Source organism: Pseudarthrobacter niigatensis, assembly GCF_030812615.1.
Taxonomy (GTDB): domain Bacteria; phylum Actinomycetota; class Actinomycetes; order Actinomycetales; family Micrococcaceae; genus Arthrobacter; species Arthrobacter niigatensis.
Genome location: NZ_JAUSTB010000014.1, coordinates 1 through 15,476 on the forward strand (window position 1 = coordinate 1; position 15,476 = coordinate 15,476).

A 15,476-nucleotide genomic window follows, 5' to 3' on the forward strand; every position below is an offset into this window, starting at 1 on the left:
GCTAAGACCCACAGCGCCGATGGTACTGCACCCGGGAGGGTGTGGGAGAGTAGGTCACCGCCGGAACAACTATTCATGGTCGAGGCCCCAACCACGCGGTTGGGGCCTCCCACATTTAACCCGAAAAACACCGCGGGAGCTGCCAGCGGCGTCCGGCGGGCGGAGTTCATGCCGGCGGCTCGGTTGCAGCGGGCAACGGCCACCGCAAGGTGTCGCCGTTGTGAAGATGGCCACGATACCGCTCCCAGGGCCCGCGCTGTCCGGGGGGATTTGGTGGCTCCACTAGAATTGATGAAGATGTACGGACTTCGAAGCGCTTCATTTCGGGTTGCGTAGGAAACGAAAAGAGCGGCTGCAGTTGCGCCAGTGGTCGGCTCACAACAGGAGGAATCCAAATGGCCGAGCATAACGGTGGCAACCGAGGCAACGACCGGGGCGCGTTCCGCGGCAACAACAACTCCGGCGGCGATCCCCGCGGATTCCGGTCCCGCTCCGACCGCGATGGCAACAATTTCTCGCGCGGCGGCTCTTCCGGTGGTGGCGAGCGTAAGTCCTTTGGTGATCGTGATCGTAAGCCGTTTGGTGATCGTCCGCGCCGTGATGGTGAGGGTGACCGTCGCGGTTTTGGTGGCGGTGCCGGTGGTGGCGAGCGTAAGCCGTTCGGTGACCGTGACCGTAAGCCGTTTGGTGATCGTGATCGTAAGCCGTTTGGTGACCGTCCGCGTCGCGAGGGTGAGGGTGACCGTCGCGGTTTTGGTGGCGGTGCCGGTGGTGGCGAGCGTAAGCCGTTCGGTGATCGTGACCGTAAGCCGTTTGGTGATCGTCCGCGTCGCGATGGTGAGGGTGATCGTCGTGGTTTTGGTGGCGGTGATCGTGACCGTAAGCCGTTTGGTGACCGTCCGCGTCGCGATGGTGAGGGTGATCGTCGTGGTTTTGGTGGCGGTGATAACCGCAAGCCGTTCGGGGACCGGCAGGACCGCGCGCCCCGCAGCTTCGACCGTGGTGATTCCCGCTCCGAGTCAGGCCGTGGCTCCGGACCCCGCAGCTTTGGCCGCGACCGGCAGGAAGACCGTCCTGTCCGCGTGCCCAACGCTGCCGACCTCCGCAGCGCCAACCGTCCGGACCGGGAACGTTCCCCCGAAATTGATGAAGACGTCACGGGCAAGGAACTGGACCGCGCCACGCAGCACCAGATCAAGACCCTTGAAGCCAAAAGCTCAGAGTGGGTGGCACGCCACCTGGTGATGGCGGGCCGCCTCATTGACGACGAGCCGGAGCTGGCATTCCAGCACGCACTCGCCGCCAGCCGTCGTGGGGGCAGGCTCGCCGCTGTCCGCGAAGCCGTGGGCCTCACGGCCTACGCAGCCGGCCACTATGGTGAGGCGCTGCGCGAGTTCCGCACCTTCCGCCGTATCAGCGGCTCCAACGTTCACCTGCCCGTCATGGCCGACTGCGAACGTGGCCTGGGCCGCCCGGACCGCGCCCTCGACGTAGCCCGCTCGGAGGAAGCCCAGGACCTGGATGCTCCCGGCAAGGTAGAGCTGGCAATTGTCGCTGCCGGGGCACGCACCGACCTGGGCCAGCTTGACGCGGCAGTAGCCGAACTTGAAATCCCGCAGCTGGACATGAACCGCGCGTTCTCCTACAGCCCGCGCCTCTTCCGCGCCTATGCCGATGCGCTGGCTGCGGTGGGACGCGAAGACGAGTCGCAGAAGTGGAGCCGGCAGGCCGTCGTGGCAGAAAATGCCCTGGGCCTGGGCGCTGACGAAGAACCCGAAATCATCGACCTCGGCTGGGACGAGGAAGAGGAAGCCCGGGAAGAGGCAGAACGCCGGCGGTTGCTGGACCGGGCCTCCAAGGGCGCTGGGGCCGAAACGCCCGCAGCAGGTTCCACGGAAGCAGCTGCCAGGAGCGCCCGCGCAGCCGAGGCGAAGTCCTCGCAAGACAGCAGCATCGACGACCAGGATGCCGACTACTTCGTTTCCGACGACGCAGAATCGGACCAGGACTCGGTAGAACACGACGAGTTCCACTCCGTGCCCGCCGACGACGCCGGTGCTGACGATGCCCATGCGGAGGACAACGCAGGCGTAGGACATGACGAAGAGCGCCAGGAAGACTGAACACAGATGAGCGATGTTTCCCTGGTTTCCCGCTTCGACGCACTCCTCGCCGACCTGGACGGCGTGGTCTACGCCGGTCCCCACGCCATTCCCGGAGCTGTTGAGTCGCTGAAGCAGCTTTCGGGGCTGGGCATCGGACTGGGCTATGTCACCAACAACGCATCCCGGTCACCTGCGGACGTGGCAGCGCATCTCCGTGAGCTTGGTGCACCCGCAGAGGACAACCAGGTGGTGAGTTCGTCCCAGGCGGCGGCCGAGCTGCTTGCCTCGATGCTCGCGCCTGGGTCCAGGATCCTTATCACAGGCAGCCCGGCCCTGGCCCGGGAAATTGAGCTGGTGGGCCTGGTACCGGTAGCCGGGCAGGATGAGGACCCGGTCGCCGTGGTCCAGGGGTTCAGCCCCGCCATCGGATGGAAGGACCTGGCCGAAGCCACCTATGTGGTCAATGCCGGTGCCCTATGGGTGGCCACCAACACGGACATGTCCATCCCGCAGGCGCGGGGCATAGCGCCGGGAAACGGCACCCTGGTCGCCGCAGTCGCCGCAGCCACCGGCCAGCAGCCCCGGGTTGCGGGCAAGCCGGAGGCGCCGCTGTTCCATTCGGCAGCCAAGCGCCTCGGGGCCGAGCGTCCCCTGGTGGTGGGCGACCGGCTGGACACGGACATCCTGGGCGGCAATAACGCCGGTTTCGCCACGGTGGCGGTCCTTACCGGGGTCGACACGCGCGAGACCATCCTGGCGGCCAGGGCGGCGGAACGCCCCGAATACATCATTGCGAACCTTGCCGACCTGCACCGTCCATATCCGGACGTGACGCACGACGACGGCACCTACACCTGCGGGCAGTCAACGGCGCGCGTGGCCAACGGAGCCGTGGGCATCATTGGCGGCCAGGACAACCTGGACTCGTGGCGGGCGGCGTGTGCCGCCTGGTGGGCCGCGACGCCTGACGCCGCAGCCCCGCAGGCGCCCAAGCTGGTGTGGCTGGATCACTAGACTGGTTCCATGACCGAGCTGACTGAACCGGAAGACCCGACAATCCAGCCGGCACCGGAATGGCCGCAGGCCGACCGGCAGGACCTAACGGATCCGCAGGTGGCGCAGTCCGTCGCCCGGCTCCTGGACCTGCCCGGGCTTCCCGCAGCGGACCACGAGTCCGTCTACAACCTGCTTCACGATGACCTGCTCGCCGCGCTCAACAGCGATCCCGCAGACGTTGCTTTCCCAGGCACTGGGCCGGATGGCGGGGCTGCCTGATGCCGGTACGCCTCGACCAGGCCCTGGTGGCCCGCGGGCTGGCCAGGTCGCGAACGCATGCAGCCTCGTTGATCGCCGAAGGCAAAGTGAGTTCCGGTGGCCAGGTCCTTGGCAAGGCATCCCTGCAGGTCGACGAGAGCAGGGACCTGGCCGTCGAGCACGATGACCAGGACACCTACGCCAGCCGTGCCGGGCACAAGCTGGCCGGCGCCCTGGACGCATTCCCGGACGTTTCGGCCCAAGGCAAAAGGTGCCTCGACGCCGGTGCCTCCACCGGCGGCTTCACGGACGTCCTGCTGAGGCGCGGGGCCGCACACGTGGTGGCGGTCGACGTCGGGCACGGCCAGCTGGTGCCGCACCTGCGCGACGATCCCCGCGTGGAGGTCCACGAGGGCATGAACGTGCGCTACATGGCGACCGAAGACATCGGCGGCCCGGCCGCACTGACCGTCGCCGACCTGTCCTTCATCTCCCTGACCCTCGTGGTGCGGCCGCTGGCGGACTGCACGGAGCCCGGCGGCGACCTGGTCCTCATGGTCAAGCCGCAGTTCGAAATCGGCAAGGACCGCCTGGGACGCACCGGCGTGGTCACGTCGGAACGCGAGCGGCGGCTGGCCGTGGAGAAGGTGGCCAGGGCAGCGCTCGACGCCGGACTGGACCTGTGCGGGCTGGCGGCCAGTCCGCTGCCCGGCCAGGACGGAAACGTCGAATACTTCCTGTGGATAAAACGCAGGATCACCCAAGACTTGCCTAAGATCGAAGAGCGTGAGGCAGCAGCTGCTGCTTTGCTCCGACAAATCTGGCCGAACCACTAGAGAGCGGAACCTGATGAGCAGGCGTGTACTGGTCCTTGCCCACACCGGCCGCGAGGAGTCACTGAAAGCCGCCTGGGAGGCCTGCGCCCTGCTGCATGCTTCAGGCATGGTCCCCGTGATGCAGGAGTCCGAACTGGGCGACATGGAACGGTTCTTCGGGCACTTGGCCCAGCCGGTGGAGGTGCTCCACGACCACGTCCAGCTGCCCGATGTGGAACTGGTCATGGTCCTTGGCGGCGATGGAACCATCCTCCGGGCCGCGGAGCTGGTGCGCGAGGTGGATGTGCCGTTGCTGGGCGTGAACCTGGGCCACGTGGGCTTCCTGGCGGAAAGTGAGCGGGCGGACCTTGCCCAGACCGTCGAATGGATTGCCAGCCGGGAGTACACCGTCGAAGAGCGCATGACCATCGATGTCCAGGTCTGGGTCCGCGGCCAGAAGATTTGGCACACCTGGGCTTTAAACGAAGCCGCCATCGAAAAAGCCAACCGGGAACGCATGCTGGAAGTCGTCACGGAAGTGGACGAGCGCCCGCTGACGTCCTTTGGCTCCGACGGCATTGTGCTGGCCACCCCCACGGGCTCCACGGCTTACGCGTTCTCCGCCGGTGGACCCGTGGTCTGGCCGGAGGTGGAGGCTCTGGTGATCGTGCCGATCAGTGCCCACGCGCTCTTCGCCAAGCCCCTTGTCGTGTCGCCCAGGTCCAGGCTCGCCGTCGAGGTGCTGGGCCGCACCGACGCCCAGGGGGTGCTGTGGTGCGACGGCCGGCGCTCCGTGGACCTGCCGCCGGGCGCGCGGGTGGAAGTGACCAAGTCGGCCACCCCGGTCCGCCTGGCCCGCACCCACCAGACGCCCTTTTCGGCACGGCTGGTCCGCAAGTTCGAGCTGCCCATCCACGGCTGGCGCGGCCCGGTCCCCAAGTCCGATGCCGTGCACACCGGCCCTATCCCCATTGTGCGGACGCCCCGGCCCATGCCGCCGCTGCCGGTCCCGAATGCGGAGAACCCCGGCAGCGATCCCGATCCGTCGACTGCGAAGTGAATCCATGCTTGAAGAACTGAGAATCCGCGACCTCGGCGTCATCACCGATGCAACGCTCCCGCTCGGCCCGGGACTGAGCGTGGTGACCGGTGAAACCGGCGCGGGCAAGACGATGGTGGTCACCGCCGTCGGACTGTTGCTGGGGGCGCGCTCTGACGCCGGAGCCGTTCGGAGCGGCGCGAAAAGTGCCACCGCGGAAGCGGTGCTCAAGCTCGACGCCGGGCACCCGGCCATTGCCCGGGCCCTTGACGCCGGCGCCGACACGGAAGAGTTCGACGGCGGCGCCGAGCTGATCCTGGCCCGCCGCCTGGGTGCCGACGGGCGCAGCCGCGCCTTCCTCGGTGGGCGGGCTGCCCCGGTGGGCGTCCTGGCCGAAATCGGCGAATCATTGGTGGTGGTGCACGGCCAGTCGGACCAGATCCGGCTCAAAAGCGCCACAGCCCAGCGGGAAGCCCTGGACAAGTTCGCCGGCGACCACCTCGCCGGCCCCCTGGCCGCGTACCAGGAGCTGTACAGCCGGTGGAAGGCCAACCAGGCAGAACTGGACAGCCTGCGGAGCGCCGCGCGGGACAGGCTGCGCGAGGCAGAATCCCTGGAGGCAGCCCTCGCCGAAATAGACGAGGTGGATCCGCAGCCGGGGGAGGACGAGCTCCTGAAGGCGGAGGCCGTCAAGCTGGCCAACGTGGAGGAGCTCCGGATCGCGGCCAGCACGGCCCACCAGGCCCTCATCGCCGAGGACTTCGGCGAAACCGGTGACGCCACCACCCTGGTGGACTCCGCCAAACGCACCCTGGAGCATGTGGCCGAGCACGACGCCGAACTCGGCTCGGCGGCAGCCCGGCTGGCGGAAGTTGGCTTCCTGCTCAACGACATCGCCACCGAACTGGCCAGTTACCAGGCCGGCCTGGACACCGAGGGGCCGGAACGGCTCGCCGAAATCGAGGACCGCCGGGCAGCATTGGCCAAGCTGGTCCGCAAGTATGCCCCCACCATCGATGAGGTGCTGGCGTGGGCCGAAACCGCGCGCGTCCGGTACGACGAACTGCAGGACGACTCCTCCCGCATCGAGGCCCTGGACGCGGACGTGGTCCGCGCCGAAGCGGAACTGACCAAGCAGTCCGCAGCCATCAGCAAGATCCGCACCAAGGCGGCCAAGGACCTTTCTTCCCGGGTCAGCGCCGAGCTGAAGGCGCTGGCCATGGCAGACGCCACCCTGGTGATCAACCTCGAGCCCGCCGGGCAGCTGGGTCCGCACGGTGCGGACGACATCAGCTTCCTGCTGCAGCCGCACTCCGGTGCCCCGGCCCGTCCGCTGGGCAAGGGCGCGTCCGGCGGTGAGTTGTCCCGCGTGATGCTGGCCATCGAAGTGGTGCTGGCGGCCGTCGACCCCGTTCCCACGTTTGTGTTCGACGAGGTGGATGCCGGTGTGGGCGGACGCGCCGCCGTCGAGATCGGGCGCCGCCTGGCCATGCTGGCGCAGCACGTGCAGGTTCTGGTGGTCACCCACCTTCCCCAGGTTGCTGCCTTTGCGGACCAGCACATCACCGTGACCAAGACGTCCACCAGGGGAGCCGACGGGGGCACCGCCACCGGATTCACCTCCAGTGACGTCCGCCTCCTTGACGGCCCGGAACGCGTGCGTGAACTCGCCCGCATGCTGGCCGGCCAGGAGGACTCCGAGTCCGCCCGGGCGCACGCCCAGGAATTGCTGGACGACGCCAAGCTCCTGCCGCAGCGGGCCTGACGGGAACAGCCACGGGACGGCGCAATTGATGATAGGCTCGAATTCCGTGGTGCAGCGATCAAATTCCCGTGTAAATTCCCGGTTCCCGGGCTCCTCCAAGATGACTAAGCACATCTTCGTCACCGGCGGTGTGGCGTCCTCCCTCGGCAAGGGACTGACGGCATCCAGCCTCGGTCACCTGCTCCGGGCCCGCGGCCTGTCCGTCACGATGCAGAAGCTCGATCCCTACCTGAACGTGGATCCGGGCACGATGAACCCCTTCCAGCACGGTGAGGTCTTCGTCACGGACGACGGCGCCGAGACGGACCTGGACATCGGGCACTACGAGCGCTTCCTTGACGAAAACCTCGAAGGTTCGGCCAACGTGACCACCGGGCAGGTCTACTCCACTGTGATCGCCAAGGAACGGCGCGGCGAATACCTCGGCGACACCGTCCAGGTCATTCCGCACATCACGGACGAGATCAAGCGCCGCATGCGGCTGCCCGCCGAGGGCAAGAACGCCCCGGACGTGATCATTACCGAAATCGGCGGCACCGTTGGCGACATCGAGTCCCAGCCGTTCCTCGAGTCGGCCCGCCAGGTCCGCCAGGATGTTGGCCGCGGCAACGTCTTCTTCGTGCACGTCTCGCTGGTCCCGTACATCGGACCGTCGCAGGAACTGAAGACCAAGCCCACGCAGCACTCGGTGGCAGCGCTGCGCTCCATCGGCATCCAGCCCGAAGCCATCGTGATCCGGTCCGACCGCGAGATCCCCGAGGCCATGCGCGCCAAGATCGGCCGCATGTGCGACGTCGACCTCGAAGCAGTCATCGGCTGCCCGGACGCTCCCAGCATCTACGACATCCCCAAGACGCTGCACTCCCAGGGCCTGGACTCCTACATCGTCCGTGCCCTGGACCTGCCGTTCAAGGACGTGGACTGGACCAGCTGGGACCGCCTCCTGGAGGCCGTCCACAACCCCAAGCACCAGGTGGAAATCGCGCTGGTGGGCAAGTACATCGACCTTCCGGATGCCTATCTCTCGGTCACGGAGGCCCTCCGCGCCGGCGGCTTCGCCAACGAGGCCAAGGTCAAGATCCGGTGGGTTCCCTCAGACGAGTGCGAAACCCGGGAGGGTGCCATCAAGGCGCTCGACGGCGTGGACGCCATCTGCGTGCCGGGCGGCTTCGGCATCCGCGGCCTCGAAGGCAAGCTCGGTGCCCTGAAGTTCGCCCGCGAAACCAAGCTGCCTGTGCTGGGCCTGTGCCTTGGCCTGCAGTGCATGGTCATCGAGTATGCCCGCAACGTGGTGGGCCTGGAAGGTGCCTCCTCAAGCGAGTTCGAGCCGGATTCCAAGTACCCGGTCATCGCCACCATGGAAGAGCAGCTGGAGTTCGTCGAAGGCCGCGGCGACCTCGGCGGCACCATGCGCCTCGGACTCTACGAAGCCAAGCTGGCCGAGGGCTCGGTCATCGCCGGCACCTACGGCAAGACCACGGTCAGCGAACGCCACCGGCACCGCTACGAGGTCAACAACAAGTACCGCGAGCAGATTGCCGGGAAGGGCCTGGTCTTCTCCGGCACCTCCCCGGACGGCAAGCTCGTCGAATTCGTTGAGCTGCCTGCCGACGTCCACCCGTACTACGTCGCAACGCAGGCGCACCCCGAGCTGAGCTCGCGGCCTACCCGCCCGCACCCGCTGTTCACCGGCCTGATCAAGGCTGCCCTGGACCATCAGGGCGCGGGCCAGCAGGCCACTGCCGACACGGCTGCCCCCGCGGCGGAGGAGCCTGCAGTATCGGGTAGCGTTACCGCTAAGTAGTCAACAGAGCAAAAAGGACGGCGCGATGCCTGGTACACCTGAAGCCACCCCTGCCAAACAGGTTTCGGATGCACCAAGCCCGCGCCGTCTTTTGTCCACGGAGAAGGTCTACCAGGGCAGGATCTGGGACGTCGTCAGTGACACCTTCCAGCTCTCCGAGTCCGGCGACGCCCTCACCCGCGACTACATCGACCACCCGGGCGCCGTCGCTGTCCTGCCCATGAATGACGAAGGCCAGGTCCTGCTGCTGAAGCAGTACCGGCATCCCGTTGGCATGGACCTTTGGGAAGTCCCCGCGGGCCTGCTGGACGTCGAAGGCGAGGACTTCGTGGTGGGGGCGGCGCGGGAACTCGCCGAAGAAGCGGACCTGGCGGCGGGCACCTGGAACGTCCTGGCCGACGTCTTCAATTCCCCCGGATCGTCCAGCGAGGCCATCCGCATCTACCTGGCCCGCGACCTCACCGAGGTGCCGCACCACGAGCGCCACGAGCGGACGGACGAGGAAGCGGAGATCGAATTCCACTGGATCAGCCTGGACGATGCCGTGGCCTCCGTCCTGGCCGGCCGCCTGCATAACCCTTCCGCCGTCGTCGGGATCCTTGCCGCTGCCGCTGCCCGTTCTTCCAGCTATGAGGGACTCCGCCCCGCCGACGCCCCCTGGCCCGCCCACCCCAGCCAGCGCTGATGGTGCCTGGTCCATCGGCTGAAGCGGTCCCGGAGGCCGAGCGGGCCCCGGACGCCGCCTCAGCGGACGGGGCAACAGCAGGCGGCGCCCCGGAACCCGTCCCGGCCGCGATCGACCGTGGAATCACCGACTATCTCCAGCACCTCGGCGTCGAACGCGGGCTGGCCGCGAACACGCTCGCAGCCTACCGGCGGGACCTGGCCAGGTACGCCCGCTACCTCGCCGGAGCCGGCTGCACACGCCCCGGTGACATCACCCGGCACCATGTGACGGGGTACGTCCGTGCCCTCTCGGACGGGTCCGACGGCGGCTCGGCCCTGGGCGTGCGTTCCGCCGCCCGGACCGTCGTGGCCGTCCGGGGCCTGCACAAGTTCTGGGCCCTGGAGGGCCACACCACGGCGGATCCAGCCAGCGAGGTACACCCGCCCATGGCCGGCAAGCGGCTCCCCAAAGCCATCAGCGTCGCTGAAGTGACCCGCATCCTCGAAGCGGCAGGAACTGACACCGCCACCGGGCTGAGGGACCGCGCCCTGCTCGAATTCCTATACTCCACCGGGGCCAGGATCAGCGAAGCGGTGGGACTGGACGTTGACGACATCTCCCTCGCCGAACCGGGATCCGGGCCCGCGATCGTCCGCCTGTTCGGCAAGGGGTCAAAGGAACGCCTGGTGCCGCTGGGCTCCTACGGGGCCCGGGCACTCGATGCCTACCTGGTCCGCGGGCGTCCGCTGCTTGCCGCCAAAGGCAAAGGCACGCCCGCGCTGTTCCTCAATGCCCGCGGCGGGCGGATCAGCCGCCAGAGTGCCTGGACCATCCTGAAGGCGGCGGCGGAGAAAGCCAACATCACCCGCGACGTGTCACCGCACACGCTGCGCCACTCCTTCGCCACCCACCTTCTGGAAGGCGGCGCGGACGTCCGCGTGGTGCAGGAACTGCTGGGCCACGCATCCGTGACCACTACCCAGGTGTACACCCTGGTCACCGCCGATACGCTGCGCGAGATTTACGCCGCGGCCCACCCACGGGCACTGGGCTAGGACCCGCGGACGCGAACGGCCGGAGCGCTCACGGGCGCACGCCCTGACATTAAGCTGGAGCCATGACCGCAGCCGCTGTGACCCTATGCTTCCTTCTCCGTGATGGGGAGAACGGTTCCGAGGTCCTTCTGGGGCTCAAGCAGACAGGGTTTGGCAAAGGCAAAATCGTGGGCATTGGCGGCCATGTGGAACCGGGGGAGTCGCACGCGCAGGCCGTGGTGCGGGAAGTCCTGGAAGAAACCGGTGTGGTCCTGCGGCAGGAAGACCTCCGTGATGCCGGCAGCGTGCACTTTGTCTTCCCGTCCCGGCCTGAGTGGGACATGGAAACCAGCCTGTTCACTGCCCGCACCTGGGAGGGCGAACCGGAACCCAGCGACGAAATCCTCCCCGGCTGGTTCCGCGTGGACACCCTTCCCGTGGACCGGATGTGGCAGGACGCGGACCACTGGCTTCCGGTGGTGCTGGAAGGCCGGAAGGTCAACGTGGTGGTCACCATGGCCACAGACAATGAGTCGGTCGCCTCATCGCGCAGCCTCCTGGGCCAGGCGGGCCGCCCACTGGACAGCGAAACCGCCGACGGCGGGGCAGGCACCAAAGTGCCCGCCCCGCCGTCGGGCGTTCCACGCCAGCGCTAGGGAAGGTGCCGTTCCTCCACGCCGTTGTATTCGCTCAGCGGCCGGATCAGGGAGTTGGCGTCCAGCTGCTCCATGATGTGCGCGGTCCAGCCGGTGATCCGGCTGGCCACGAACAGGGGAGTGAAGGTTGGGGTGTCGAAGCCCATCAGGTGGTAGGTGGGCCCGGCCGGGTAGTCCAGGTTCGGCTTGATGGCCTTGGCCTCGTCCATCGCAGTTTCCAGGCCGTTGTACAGGCCCAGCAGTTCGGGGCGGCCGTAGTGGGCAATCATCTTGTCCAGGGCGGCCTTCATGGTGGGAACCCGGGAATCGCCGTGCTTGTAGACGCGGTGGCCGAAGCCCATGACCTTCTTCTTTTGCGCCAGGGCGTCCTCCATCCAGGCCTTCGCCCGCGCCGCAGCCTCCTCGAGGGACTCCTCCTGCCGGATGCCGATCTCGTCGAACGTGTGCATCACAGCTTCGTTCGCTCCGCCGTGCAGCGGTCCCTTGAGTGCACCAATGGCTCCGGTCACTGCCGAATGCAGGTCCGAAAGCGTCGAGGTGATGACGCGGGCGGTGAACGTGGATGCGTTGAAGGAGTGCTCGGCGTAGAGGATCATCGAGACGTTGAAGGCCTCCACCACCTCCGGAACCTGCTCCTCGCCGAAGGCCATCCACAGGAAGTTGGCCGAATAGCCCAGGTCATCGCGCGGCTCCACGAGCTCCTGGCCGTGGCGGCGGCGCTGGTCATAGGCCACCACGGCCGGCATGGCGGCGAACAGGTCAACGGCCTTGGCCATGTTGGCCTCGCGCGAGGAGTCCTCTGCCTGCGGATGCCTGGCACCCATCACGGAGGCCGCGGTCCGGCAGACGTCCATCGGGTGCGAGGTCACCGGCAAGGCGTCGATAACCTGCTTGACCACCGGGTCAAGGGCGCGGCCCGCGCGTTCCCTCGCGGTGAACTCCGCCAACTGCTCCGTGGTGGGCAATTCGCCGTTCCAGAGCAGGTAGGCCACTTCCTCGAAGCTGCACCGGGCGGCCAGCTCCTGGACCGGGTACCCGCGGTAGAGCAGGGAGTTGGTGTCAGGGTTGACCTTGGAGACGGCGGTGTAATCCACCACGACGCCGGCGAGGCCCTTTTTGATCTCATTTTCAGCCATTGCTGAAACTCCTTTGTTCCTAAAGCCAGGTGTCCGGCAGGTGCCGGCGTTCCGGTGTGGTGCCAGGGCGGATGTCAGGTTCCGGGGATCCGGAAGTTGAAGACCCCGGTGTCAAAGTGGTTGTAGGCCTCGTAGTCAACAAGGTCGTAGAGCCGGGCACGGGTCAGCATGCTTGGAACCTGTGCCTCCTGGGTGCCGTCGGATTTGATCGATTCCAGAGTACGCTCAGCAGCGCCCATGGCACTACGGAGCAGGGTGACCGGATAAATGACCATGTTGACGCCCACGCCGGCCAATTCGTCCACGGTAAACAGTGCGCTCTTGCCGAACTCGGTCATGTTGGCCAGGATCGGCACATCCACCGCGTCCCTGATGGCCTTGAACTCGCTGAGGTCCTTCATGGCCTCGGGAAAGATCGCGTCTGCGCCGGCTTCAACCAGGGCTTTGGCCCGCTGCTGCGCCGCCTCCAGCCCATCGGTGGCGCGGATGTCGGTGCGGGCCATGATGAGGAAGTTCGGATCGCGGCGGGCATCCGCTGCGGCCCGGATCCGCTTGGTGGCGGTATCCAGGTCCACCACGTTCTTGCCGTCCAGGTGGCCGCAGCGCTTCGGGTTGAACTGGTCCTCGATGTGCAGGCCGGCCAGGCCGGCGTTTTCCAGCTCCTGCACCGTGCGGGCCACGTTCATCGGCTCACCGAAGCCGGTGTCGGCGTCGACGATCGAAGGCAGGTCGGTCATGCGGGCGATCTGCCCGGCCCGGGTGGCTACCTCGGTCAGGGTGGTCAGGCCGATGTCCGGCAGGCCAAGGTCGTTGGCAAGTACCGCGCCGGAAATGTAGACCCCGGCGAAGCCCTTTTCCTCGATGAGCCGGGCGGAGAGTGGGTTGAACGCGCCCGGAAACTGCTGGATGGTGCCGGAGGACAGCAGTTCCCGGAACCGGATCCGCTTCTGCTCGGGGGTGGTCTTCGAATACAGCATCAGAAGAGTCCCTTCGGTGCCGCCGCCAGGTCGATGACCCCGGGCGCTGCAGTGATGTTCAGCTGGTCCAGCTCGCCGGCGGCCAGTTCGGGGAGGCGTTCGACGGCGGCGAGGAACCTTTCGATTTCAGCCTCCTCCACCAGCCCGGCGGCGAGGGTGCGGAACTTGTTGACGTACTGTTCGCGGGCGAACGGCCGGGCGCCCAGCGGGTGGGCGTCGGCGACGGCGATCTGGTCGGTGATGACCGTACCGTCCTTCAGCGTGATCTCCACGGAACCACCGAAGGCCTTCTCTGCGATGTCCAGGGAGTGGTAGCGCCGGGTCCACTCCGCGTCCTCCTCCGTGGTCACCTTGTGCCACAGTTCCACGGTGTCCGGCCGTGCGGCGCGTTCCGGTGCGTAGGAGTCCACGTGGTGCCACGCGCCGTCCTGCAGGGCAACGGTGAAGATGTACGGGATGGAGTGGTCCAAGGTTTCCCGGCTGGCGGTGGGGCTGTACTTCTGGGGGTCGTTGGCGCCGGAGCCGATCACGTAGTGGGTGTGGTGGCTGGTCTTGATCAGGACTGATTCGACGTTGGCCGGGTCAGTCACCTCAGGATGTTCACGGTGCAGCTTGCGTGCCAGGTCGATCCAGGCCTGCGCCTGGTACTCGGCGGAGTGTTCCTTGGTGTAGGTGTCCAGGATGGCACGCTTGGCTTCGCCCGGGGTGGGGAGCGGGACCATGTAGGACGCGTCCGGACCGTCGAGCATCCAGGCGATGACGCCGTCTTCGCCTTCGTAGATCGGCACCGGTGAAGTCTGGCCGCGCATGGCCCGGTCGGCTGATTCGATGGCCATCTTGCCGGCGAACGCCGGGGCGTGGGCCTTCCAGGTGGAGATCTCGCCCTTGCGTGACTGCCGGGTCGCCGTGGTGGTGTGCAGTGCCTGGCCCACCGACTGGAAGATGGTTTCCACGTCGAGGCCCAGCAGTGTGCCGATACCTGCGGCAGCCGAGGGGCCGAGGTGCGCGACGTGGTCGATCTTGTGCTTGTGCAGGCAGATCGCCTTGACCAGGTTGACCTGGATCTCGTAGCCGGTGGTGATGCCGCGGACCAGGTCGTGGCCGCTGGCGCCAACGTGCTGGGCAACGGCAAGGATCGGGGGAATGTTGTCACCGGGGTGGGAGTACTCGGCTGCCAGGAAAGTGTCGTGGTAGTCGAGTTCGCGGACGGCCACCCCGTTTGCCCAGGCAGCCCATTCCGGTGCAACCCGTTCCTCGATGCCGAAGACCTTGGAGCCCTTGCCGCCGGTGCTGGGACCGTGGGTAAGGGCCTGGGCCCGGGCCGCGACGATCGGAGCACGGTTCAGTGAGGCGATGGCCACCGAGGCGTTGTCGATGATGCGGTTGATCACCATGTCCGTCACTTCGTCCGTGACGGCGACGGGATCTGCCGCCACCTGGGCGATCTTGTAGGCAAGCTGGTCCTCGCGGGGGAGGTTTTCTTCGCTCTTGTAGACGCGGACGTGGTGTTCCTTAACCATGGTGCTCCTTCGGGTGGGATGCGTGGGTCGCTTTGACGTGGGAGAGGCTGCGGTGCAGGTGGACGATCGTTGCCGCCTCGGCGAGTGCCGGGTTGCCGGCGGCGATGGCCTCCGCGATGGCGGCGTGCTCGGCTGCCGCGGCGGTCAGGCGGTTGGCGTCGTCGGCGGCCAGCCGGCGGATCCGGACCAGGTGCACGCGCAGGCTGCGCATGGCCTGGGCCAGGTAGGAGTTTGAGATGGCGGCGTCGATGGCTGTGTCCAGCCTGCCCACCAGTTCGTAGTAATCATGCAGGGCGGGGTCCCCGCCGTTGATCAGCGCGGGGGCATTGAGCAGTTCGCACTGCAGGCGCTCAAAGGTGGCGGTATCCCCGCGCCGGGCAGCCAGTGCCGCGGCCTTGCCCTCCAGGGTTTGGCGCAGTTCGAACAGTTCGTCGATGTCCTCCAGGGAGATGTCGGTGACGACGACGCCGCGGCCGCCCGCCGTCGTGAGCCCTTCCGCCGTGAGGCGGCCCAGCGCCTCCCGCAGCGGTGTGCGCGAGACGCCAAGGCGTTCGGACTGTTCCACCTCGGCCAGGACGGTGCCGGGCGCAAGGCGCCATTCGATGATGTCGTCCCGCAGCGCCGCGTAGGCCTTGTCGCTGGCTCGCATGGTGTCCTCCTTCCTCGGTGACACCATCAGTGTATACACAGCCGAAGAAAAGAGA

14 protein-coding genes and 1 pseudogene are annotated in these 15,476 nt (G+C 67.2%); 11 read left to right on the forward strand and 4 right to left on the reverse strand.

Going from position 1 to position 15,476, the window contains the following annotated elements; translation table 11 throughout:
• Positions 1–555 precede the first annotated feature (555 nt).
• The 11 genes and pseudogenes from J2T23_RS16940 to J2T23_RS16990 all read left to right on the forward strand — a co-directional run.
• Complete coding sequence (locus tag J2T23_RS16940; RefSeq protein ID WP_307361880.1) at positions 556–1,245, forward strand: hypothetical protein; 690 nt, start codon at positions 556–558, stop codon at positions 1,243–1,245.
• Positions 1,245–2,123, forward strand: a complete 879-nt coding sequence (locus J2T23_RS16945) for a hypothetical protein (RefSeq protein ID WP_307362016.1) — start codon at positions 1,245–1,247, stop codon at positions 2,121–2,123. Before J2T23_RS16940 ends, J2T23_RS16945 begins: the two co-directional genes overlap by 1 nt.
• A 6-nt stretch (positions 2,124–2,129) precedes the next feature.
• Positions 2,130–3,119: an HAD-IIA family hydrolase gene (locus tag J2T23_RS16950; RefSeq protein WP_141160922.1), complete on the forward strand. Its 990-nt coding sequence runs from the start codon at positions 2,130–2,132 to the stop codon at positions 3,117–3,119.
• 9 nt (positions 3,120–3,128) lie between these two features.
• A complete protein-coding gene (locus J2T23_RS16955) occupies positions 3,129–3,380 on the forward strand; it encodes a hypothetical protein (protein WP_307361884.1) in 252 nt (83 codons plus the stop codon).
• Complete coding sequence (locus tag J2T23_RS16960; RefSeq protein WP_307361886.1) at positions 3,380–4,195, forward strand: TlyA family RNA methyltransferase; 816 nt, start codon at positions 3,380–3,382, stop codon at positions 4,193–4,195. Before J2T23_RS16955 ends, J2T23_RS16960 begins: the two co-directional genes overlap by 1 nt.
• Before the next feature lie 13 nt (positions 4,196–4,208).
• Complete coding sequence (locus J2T23_RS16965; RefSeq protein WP_141160919.1) at positions 4,209–5,234, forward strand: NAD kinase; 1,026 nt, start codon at positions 4,209–4,211, stop codon at positions 5,232–5,234.
• A gap of 4 nt (positions 5,235–5,238) precedes the next feature.
• Positions 5,239–6,978, forward strand: coding sequence for a DNA repair protein RecN (gene recN, locus J2T23_RS16970; RefSeq protein WP_141181210.1), 1,740 nt, complete (start codon positions 5,239–5,241; stop codon positions 6,976–6,978).
• A gap of 28 nt (positions 6,979–7,006) precedes the next feature.
• A complete protein-coding gene (gene pyrG, locus J2T23_RS16975; RefSeq protein ID WP_307361891.1) occupies positions 7,007–8,782 on the forward strand; it encodes a CTP synthase in 1,776 nt (591 codons plus the stop codon).
• Positions 8,783–8,807: 25 nt separating this feature from the next.
• Positions 8,808–9,467: an NUDIX domain-containing protein gene (locus J2T23_RS16980; RefSeq protein ID WP_141160917.1), complete on the forward strand. Its 660-nt coding sequence runs from the start codon at positions 8,808–8,810 to the stop codon at positions 9,465–9,467.
• Positions 9,467–10,504: a site-specific tyrosine recombinase XerD gene (gene xerD / locus J2T23_RS16985; protein WP_307361896.1), complete on the forward strand. Its 1,038-nt coding sequence runs from the start codon at positions 9,467–9,469 to the stop codon at positions 10,502–10,504. The genes J2T23_RS16980 and xerD overlap by 1 nt, the downstream gene beginning before the upstream one ends.
• A 62-nt stretch (positions 10,505–10,566) precedes the next feature.
• A pseudogene (locus J2T23_RS16990) lies at positions 10,567–11,043 on the forward strand (8-oxo-dGTP diphosphatase); the annotation flags it as partial.
• Between the two features lie 92 nt (positions 11,044–11,135).
• Here the strand turns inward: J2T23_RS16990 and J2T23_RS16995 are convergent.
• The 4 genes from J2T23_RS16995 to J2T23_RS17010 form a co-directional block, all read right to left on the reverse strand.
• Positions 11,136–12,275, reverse strand: a complete 1,140-nt coding sequence (locus J2T23_RS16995; RefSeq protein WP_141160915.1) for a bifunctional 2-methylcitrate synthase/citrate synthase — start codon at positions 12,273–12,275, stop codon at positions 11,136–11,138.
• A gap of 74 nt (positions 12,276–12,349) precedes the next feature.
• Positions 12,350–13,252 carry a methylisocitrate lyase gene (gene prpB / locus J2T23_RS17000; protein ID WP_141160914.1) on the reverse strand — a complete coding sequence of 301 codons (903 nt, stop codon included), beginning with the start codon at positions 13,250–13,252 and terminating at the stop codon, positions 12,350–12,352.
• Positions 13,252–14,772 (reverse strand): MmgE/PrpD family protein, encoded by a 1,521-nt coding sequence (locus J2T23_RS17005; protein ID WP_307361901.1) that lies wholly within the window; start codon positions 14,770–14,772, stop codon positions 13,252–13,254. The genes prpB and J2T23_RS17005 overlap by 1 nt, the downstream gene beginning before the upstream one ends.
• A complete protein-coding gene (locus J2T23_RS17010; protein WP_141181213.1) occupies positions 14,765–15,421 on the reverse strand; it encodes a GntR family transcriptional regulator in 657 nt (218 codons plus the stop codon). Before J2T23_RS17010 ends, J2T23_RS17005 begins: the two co-directional genes overlap by 8 nt.
• Between the last annotated feature and the right edge of the window lie 55 nt (positions 15,422–15,476).